The following is a 7,531-nucleotide window of genomic DNA, read 5'->3' on the forward strand; positions in this document are numbered from 1 at the left end:
TGTTTATTCCGCCGTGATCCGTACCCAGCCAAACTTTCCCATCGAGTTTCTGAATATTATTAACATTGTCACTGTTGAGCTTAAAACTTTTGCTATTTCTATTGAAGTGATCCGTATGGTTGTCTGATTTGTTATATCTAAATGCTCCTAACGGAAAGTTTTTTGCATATAACCACAGATTACTTTGGTCGTCCAAAAATAATCGGTAATTGATATCAACCTCATTTAAATGGGACACAGGAGATGGAATTTTCTTGAAAGAAGCAAAATTATATAGATCCAAAATCTCGATTTCACCGTGCTTGTTTACGGTATAAAGTTCCCCCTTAGCAAGATTCGCAATAATATTTTTTATATCCGGATGTGGGACCTGTCTACTCGAGGAATTATCGCTGTTAAACAAGAATGCGTTACCGTCAGTATACAAAAATGCGACGAGCTTACTCGTAAGCGGCAACACCTGATCTAAATGACCTTTGGGAAGTTGTATCGATTGTAAAACACTATCAATATTGGAAATAAAAGTATCGGTCGAAGGATTATATATACAGAATCCCCCGGAAGTTTTTATCCATAGCGACTTTTCCGGACCATGGAAAAACTCTTCAATACTATTCCCCGGCAATCCGTCTCTACGTAAAACGTCGTAATGATATACTTGAAATCGCTTTCCGTCATATTTACTCAAGCCAGTAGCAGTACCAAACCACATGTATCCTTCGTGATCTTGGGTAATAGCTTGTAAATGGTTGCTGTTTAATCCGTCATCAACGGTTATGCGTTTAAAATTTATTTGCTGTTGCGCATGAAGGAAATTCATTGCAACAAGCTCTAAAAACAGAAAAACCAAACGTAAGACAAAAGGAGCCTTCTTCAAAACAATATACGGTTAACTCGACCAAATGTAACATTTCAAACTCTATTTTTCGCGATATCGTGATGAACATTGAAATGAATTTGTCTTTTTACAATATATTTATTGCGCTACCACCGCGGGAAAGCCAATGCATTTTAATCCGGAGATGAGATTTACCTTGAAGCGGAAGACGATCTCTTTGTCATAAAATATAAATCGGTGACGGACAATGATACAGCCTTTATCTAATAATAAATGCAAACCGGTTTAAAAAAATAGCGAAGCAGGATCGCCTACACATATGCTGTCCTAATTTTTCAAATCCAATAATATAAGCAATTAACTGGAAACGAACTATCAAGCAGCACCGATTATTTTGAAAATTTACGAAACTTACCAAAAACGCCTAAAGGTAGTTTCGGTCCTGCCGTTGCATGTAAATATAACTCACCGATTTCTAAATTTTCTACTATAGGGAACGAGGTTCTAATTAAATTTTCAACAATAACAGATGAAAATCCTAACGAATACGTATTTAGAATTAAAAAATGTTCTTCAGGATCGAGAAGCTGCACGACGTCACGCATCATTTCCATAATGTGGTCCTCGAGTTTCCATTTCTCACCTTTAGGACCGTGACCATACGCAGGCGGATCTAAAATAATCCCATTATATTTATTACCCCGTTTAAGCTCTCTTTTAACGAACTTCAAAGCATCTTCTACAACCCAACGTATATTTTCAATTCCTGATAATTCTTGATTTTCATTTGCCCAAGTTACCACTTGTTTAATTGAGTCAACATGAGTAGTATCAGCGCCTGCAGCTTTGGCGATTAAGGAAGCGCCACCGGTATACGCGAATAGATTTAGGACTTTAGGCGTTTGGGTTTTAAAACTACGCACTGATTCAGAGATATAGTCCCAATTTACAGCTTGTTCAGGAAAAACACCAACATGCTTGAAAGAAGTCAGTCCTAATCGAAATTTTATTGCAACGTCATTATTTTTATATGTAATATGCCAACGGTCATTAGAGGCAGAATTTTTCTTTACCCAATCCCCTGAAGTAGCAGAACGACCTTTAAAACGGATATGATGTCTTTTCGCCCACTCTGATTCATTCAAAGTCTTTGGCCAAACCGCCTGTGGTTCTGGCCGTATCAGTACCAGATCTCCGAATCGCTCTAATTTCTCAAAATCGCCACAATCAATCAGTTCGTAGTCTTTCCAATATTGAGGTGTAAGCAATTGTATGTTTGTCGTTGTGGCCAAAATAAATTAATTTAAGAGTAAATTATTGCTAATAATAGATCTAGACGTAAACATGCACCGAAATCGATCAAAAGCATCGCGCAAAGGTAAAAACTAAAGTTCGTCTAAGCAACAGGAAAAAGGTTCGCTATTTTATCGTCGAACGCGCAGCTTTCATTAGCGGACTAGCGAAAACAAAATCGTTGAGTTCGGGAACATCAGATTTAAGCATCTCTTTATTAGAACCTTCCCAGAACTTTTCGCCTTTGTATAAAAACATAATATAATCACCGATACCCATTACAGAGTTCATATCATGTGTAACCACTATAGTTGTGCATTGATATTCATCAGTCAATTCCTGAATAAGCTCATCAATGACTATGGACGTGGCAGGATCCAGCCCCGAGTTGGGTTCATCACAAAATAAATACTTCGGGTTCATACTGATTGCCCTGGCAATACCTACGCGCTTTTTCATCCCCCCAGACAACTCGGAAGGATACAGTTTGTTTGTCTTAGATAAATTAACACGATCTAAACATAAATTCGCGCGATCTAGTTTTTCCGCTTTGCTCATGTCCGTAAAGATATCCAAACCGAAGGTTAGGTTTTGTTCCACGGTCATCGAATCGAAAAGTGCGGAATTTTGAAACAACATACCAACCTGCCGACGAATTTGAACACGATCGTCAAACTCCAAGTTAGTAAATTCTTCCTTATCAAAAAAGACCTTTCCTTCTTCCGGCTCATGCAATCCTACGATACATTTCAAAAGCGTACTCTTTCCCGATCCGGAGCCACCAATAATCATATTCACCTTGCCAGGTTCAAATGCTGCATCTATGCCCTTGAGAACATGATTTTCGCCGAAAGACTTATGTATATGCTGAATTTCTATCATTTCTAAAGCATCAATGCGGTAATTATATAATCACTAGCTAAAATTGAAATACAACCAATCACCACTGCCTTAGTTCCCGCTTGTCCAACTTCCAAAGCTCCTCCTCGAACATAAAAACCCATGTAGGCAGGTACGGTGGTAATAATAAAACCAAAAACGAATGCTTTTACTAATGCAACTACGATAGTAAACCCGTTAAACCCGCCTTGAATTCCCTGTATATAATCCGACGGCGCTACGGCGCCCGAGAGACTTCCGCCAATTAATCCTCCTGAAATAGCACAGAATATCGCGATGACCACTAAAACTGGAACCATAATTACTCCGGCGATCACTTTGGGTAAGATCAGATATCCTGGAGCGTTAATTCCCATAATTTCTAACGCATCAATCTGCTCAGTAACTCGCATAGATCCTATCTGTGATGATATGGCAGAACCAACCTTTCCCATTAAAACTAATGCAGAAATCGTCGGCCCCAATTCTAATATATTCGAATCACGATTAATCTGGCCGATAACGGTGGGAGGAATCAGATCAGATACAAGTTGGAATGCTATTTGTAATGTCATTACTGCACCAATAAAAGTCGAAATAATAACGATCAAACCAAGGGACCCCACCCCTATTTCTTCCATCTCATGAAACATCTCTTTTATATATACTGTCGACTTCTCGGGTCTCTTAAAAACCTTACTTAAAAGCAAAATATACTGACCAAAATGGTGGAATATCATAGAAAACCTATCGTGTAAAAATAAATACCAGTGCAATATACATAAATCTAGGTATAACACTTACCGAGATAATTAGTTCTTTCACCGAAATAATGAACAAAATAACCTAAAACTCGTTTTTTAAAAAATTAGTATCTTATACATTTGAGCCATATATTTACAAAAGAATTAAAACAATGGGAAATAAAATCACTTCAGGGGTATGGTTCGTATTTATCGGACTAATTCTACTACTACATAACCTAGATGTTATAGATTTCAACTTTATAGCCACCATTAAATATTGGCCGCTATTAATTGTAATTGTAGGAATTAATCTCATCGTTCAAAACAAGGAATACGGAAGTTACTTAAAAATAAGCTGTAATGTCCTTTTCCTAGGTTGGGTATTTTATGTAGGGATGACGGCTCCTAAATCCGATTGGGCAGGGATGAAGGGTGTTTATTTTCCTAATTTGGATAACGATGCATCATTTACCAACGAAGTCCGTCTTCCTATGGATAGTGTTGGTATAAATGAGGCAAGCCTACAATTAAACGGCGGTGCTTCAAAATTAACTATTAGCGGTGATCCCGGTGAAGATCTAATCGTAGCAAAATCCCCAGAAAACGGTATGGCGATGAATTTAGAAAATAAGAAAACAGGAAATGAACATAAATTAGAACTTAATATAAAGCCGACAAACGGCGGTAAGCAGTCAGGCGCCGTCGAAACTAAAATAAACAATAAAATACCGTGGAATATGGAAATCAATGTCGGAGCATCCAGCGTTTCTGCAGATCTGAGTACAATCGACTTTAAAAAAATAGAGGTGAACAGCGGAGCGAGCACCATTGACTTCACACTTGGTAATCCCAGCATTTCAATTGCGAAACTTGACATTGCTTCTGGGGCGTCATCCATTACACTACATATTCCAAAAGAGGTGGCCGTCAAATTAACATACGAATCATTTCTGTCTAAAAATAATTTCGAGGGATTTCAACCACTAGTAGATGGAGTAACGAAAACCGCAAATTATGACACTTCTTCCAAGAAATTTGACATTTCCGTCGAGGGAGCTACCAATACAGTGAATATTACCCGGTATTAAAAACAAATAATAGCTAACTTTGCCCATAGGCATGAATACTAATAACAACAACACACTTCCTGGAGTTTATTGTAACTCAAAAGTTTCGTACAGTCGATTTAGAACCCGTGAAGTAAAAATTGGAGATGTCCCGATGGGAGGAGACAATCCAATACGAATCCAAAGTATGACCACCGTTGACACGATGGATACCTTAGGTTCAATAGAACAGACCATTCGTATGGTTGAAGCCGGTTGCGAATATGTACGTATCACGGCGCCTAGCATCAAAGAAGCAGAGAATCTACGCCAAATAAAAAATGGGCTGAAGAAGCGTGGTTATAACGTACCACTAGTTGCTGATATACATTTCACCCCGAATGCGGCAGAAGTTGCTGCTAGAATTGTTGAAAAAGTCCGCATCAACCCGGGAAATTATGCCGATAAAAAACGCTTCGATCAGATCAACTACACCGATGACACCTACCAGTCAGAGTTAGATCGAATCTACACGAAATTTAAACCTTTGGTAAAAATTTGCAAAGAATACGGTACAGCAATGCGTATTGGCACTAACCATGGTTCGTTGTCCGATCGAATTATGAGTCGTTACGGAGACACACCTGAAGGAATGGTGGAATCCGCGTTAGAGTTTATGCGAATTTGTGAAGATTTGCAATATTACAATCTCGTGGTATCGATGAAGTCTTCAAATCCTCAGGTTATGGTTAACGCCTACCGGCTTCTGGTCGAAAAAATGAACGTGGAAAACATGAATTATCCGTTACATCTAGGAGTTACGGAGGCTGGAGACGGAGAAGATGGCCGTATAAAATCGGCAGTCGGCATCGGAACTTTACTTGAAGATGGTCTAGGGGATACTATACGGGTATCCTTAACTGAAGAACCTGAAAAAGAGGCTCCTGTCGCTATTGCTCTTGTAAATCGCTACAGCAAGCGTCAGATTGCTATGCAAAGCCAACGAAACCAACCCATTATTCAACTTTCGTCAAGCAATCTTACAGAGCCCTACGAGGCAAAAGAAGTAAACGCTTTTATCGGAGGCTCTCTCGTTCCACGAGTTGTTGTCGACCTTTCTAATCAAAACACAAAAGATCCGTTTATACTTGACTCCGTAGGCTACCGTTACGATGCAGTTAACGATAAATACCATATCGGTGAACAGTCGGTAGACTTCGTTTACTTAGGTTCGAATCTACCATCATTTACGTTACCAGGGAATCTAAAAGTGCTATACAATTATATTTCATGGAATTCACTAAAAGAAAAAGGAAATAAACACCCGGTATATACGATTTCTGAGTATAACCAAGCCGCACAGCGCGACCCCAATCTAAATCTTATCTTCATTTCCAACAGTGACCTAGAAGGACCAGAGTTTGCTAAATTGAAAATTGATGACACGATGGTATTTATCCTCCAGACCTCAAGTTTGCACGGGATGGCAGATCAACGACAGTTTTTCAAAAACTTTCAAGAAATCGGACTAAATAATCCGATAATCGTAAAACGGGAATATCCTGTTTCGGAATTTTCGGGACCTATCGGAGAGGACACTAACCCCGAAGAACCTATTTCAAAGCTCCAGTTGTATGCGGGAACTGATTTAGGAGCATTATTAGTAGACGGACTTGGTTCGGGCGTATGGATAGATTCTCCAGCAACACCGTTGGATAAAATAACTTCCACATCGTTCGGTATCCTACAAGCAACACGCTCAAGGATATCAAAAACGGAATATATATCGTGTCCAAGTTGTGGACGCACCCTTTTTGACTTGCAGGAGACTACACAAATGATAAGAAGTCGTACGAGCCATTTAAAAGGCCTAAAGATAGGTATCATGGGATGTATAGTAAATGGCCCAGGCGAAATGGCAGATGCAGATTATGGGTATGTAGGTGCGGGTCCGGATAAGATCACGCTTTACAGGGGAAAAGAAATTGTAAAAAAGAATGTCGCCACGTCACGGGCGCTAGATGAACTTATCGAAATAATAAAATCCGATAACCGCTGGACCGACGAAAATAACAATGCTTTATTACAATGAAAAACTATCTAACGGAGATTCGTTTGACGACGGTCTCTGTTCCTGAGGAAACGCGAACGAAATACACACCTGCTGCTACTTTTCCATTCGAATCAAAAGAGAGACTCTGTACCCCTGCATCCAAACTTCCATTCATTAAGTTTAACACTTCGTTACCAAGCGCATCCATAACCTTTATTGTCACTTCATTTTGCTTGCTTAACTTGAATGTCACGGTGATCTGTTCAGCAATTGGATTATAGAAAACTTTTACATTTGTAATAATTTTCTCGTCCTTTTCCGGCGCGTCGTTTGAGGATGTAGCGATAGAAATTCCGTTTAGAGGCGAATCAAAAGAAGAAGCTATAACGTTATTCGTGTTAAGCAAACCTACGCATAACAGGACAACTAAAGTTATATTTCTCATTTTATTCATCATTATCGCACTACTGGAGTTTAGACCTTATTAACAGGCAATTGGTTTAATTTCATAATATGCTCACCGCCATCAATCACTTGCTTAACAAAGTTAATTTTTTTCTTAGCATGATCTCCACATTTTTTACTTTTTTTTTAGGTTTTAACAATTTTTAACAAGATTCTTCGTTAAGCCATATTTCTTTCGGATCCAATAATAAATTCCCGTACATTTGCACCA

General features: G+C 38.9%; 7 protein-coding genes. 2 read left to right on the plus strand and 5 right to left on the minus strand.

Going from position 1 to position 7,531, the window contains the following annotated elements:
• From HP439_RS16565 to HP439_RS16580, 4 genes are all read right to left on the minus strand, one after another.
• The coding region (locus HP439_RS16565) for a ligand-binding sensor domain-containing protein (protein WP_172391455.1) at window positions 1-877 on the minus strand (877 nt) is incomplete at its 3' end.
• A gap of 350 nt (window positions 878-1,227) precedes the next feature.
• Window positions 1,228-2,130: a class I SAM-dependent methyltransferase gene (locus tag HP439_RS16570; RefSeq protein ID WP_172391456.1), complete on the minus strand. Its 903-nt coding sequence runs from the start codon at window positions 2,128-2,130 to the stop codon at window positions 1,228-1,230.
• A gap of 127 nt (window positions 2,131-2,257) precedes the next feature.
• A complete protein-coding gene (locus tag HP439_RS16575) occupies window positions 2,258-3,013 on the minus strand; it encodes an ABC transporter ATP-binding protein (RefSeq protein ID WP_172391457.1) in 756 nt (251 codons plus the stop codon).
• Window positions 3,014-3,015: 2 nt separating this feature from the next.
• On the minus strand, window positions 3,016-3,750 hold the full coding sequence (locus tag HP439_RS16580) for an MlaE family ABC transporter permease (RefSeq protein WP_172391458.1): 735 nt from the start codon (window positions 3,748-3,750) through the stop codon (window positions 3,016-3,018).
• 176 nt (window positions 3,751-3,926) lie between these two features.
• Between HP439_RS16580 and HP439_RS16585 the strand changes: the two genes are divergently transcribed.
• Together HP439_RS16585 and ispG are read left to right on the plus strand one after the other, a co-directional pair.
• A complete protein-coding gene (locus HP439_RS16585) occupies window positions 3,927-4,844 on the plus strand; it encodes a LiaI-LiaF-like domain-containing protein (RefSeq protein WP_172391459.1) in 918 nt (305 codons plus the stop codon).
• A 31-nt stretch (window positions 4,845-4,875) separates the two neighbouring features.
• Entirely contained in the window at window positions 4,876-6,894 is a 2,019-nt protein-coding gene (ispG, locus tag HP439_RS16590) for a (E)-4-hydroxy-3-methylbut-2-enyl-diphosphate synthase (RefSeq protein ID WP_172391460.1), read from the plus strand.
• A 4-nt stretch (window positions 6,895-6,898) separates the two neighbouring features.
• Here the strand turns inward: ispG and HP439_RS16595 are convergent, their stop codons facing one another.
• Window positions 6,899-7,300 carry a T9SS type A sorting domain-containing protein gene (locus tag HP439_RS16595; protein ID WP_172391461.1) on the minus strand — a complete coding sequence of 134 codons (402 nt, stop codon included), beginning with the start codon at window positions 7,298-7,300 and terminating at the stop codon, window positions 6,899-6,901.
• Window positions 7,301-7,531 lie beyond the last annotated feature (231 nt).

The organism is Sphingobacterium shayense (assembly GCF_013179575.1).
In the GTDB taxonomy this organism is placed as follows: Bacteria; Bacteroidota; Bacteroidia; order Sphingobacteriales; family Sphingobacteriaceae; genus Sphingobacterium; species Sphingobacterium shayense.

What these genes read in the sequence shown, in the direction of transcription:
- HP439_RS16585 (WP_172391459.1), top strand. Translation starts at nt 3,927, where the DNA reads ATGGGAAATAAAATCACTTCAGGGGTATGGTTCGTATTTATCGGACTA.
- ispG (WP_172391460.1), top strand. Translation starts at nt 4,876, where the DNA reads ATGAATACTAATAACAACAACACACTTCCTGGAGTTTATTGTAACTCA.
- HP439_RS16580 (WP_172391458.1), bottom strand. Translation starts at nt 3,750, where the DNA reads ATGATATTCCACCATTTTGGTCAGTATATTTTGCTTTTAAGTAAGGTT.
- HP439_RS16595 (WP_172391461.1), bottom strand. Translation starts at nt 7,300, where the DNA reads ATGAGAAATATAACTTTAGTTGTCCTGTTATGCGTAGGTTTGCTTAAC.
- HP439_RS16575 (WP_172391457.1), bottom strand. Translation starts at nt 3,013, where the DNA reads ATGATAGAAATTCAGCATATACATAAGTCTTTCGGCGAAAATCATGTT.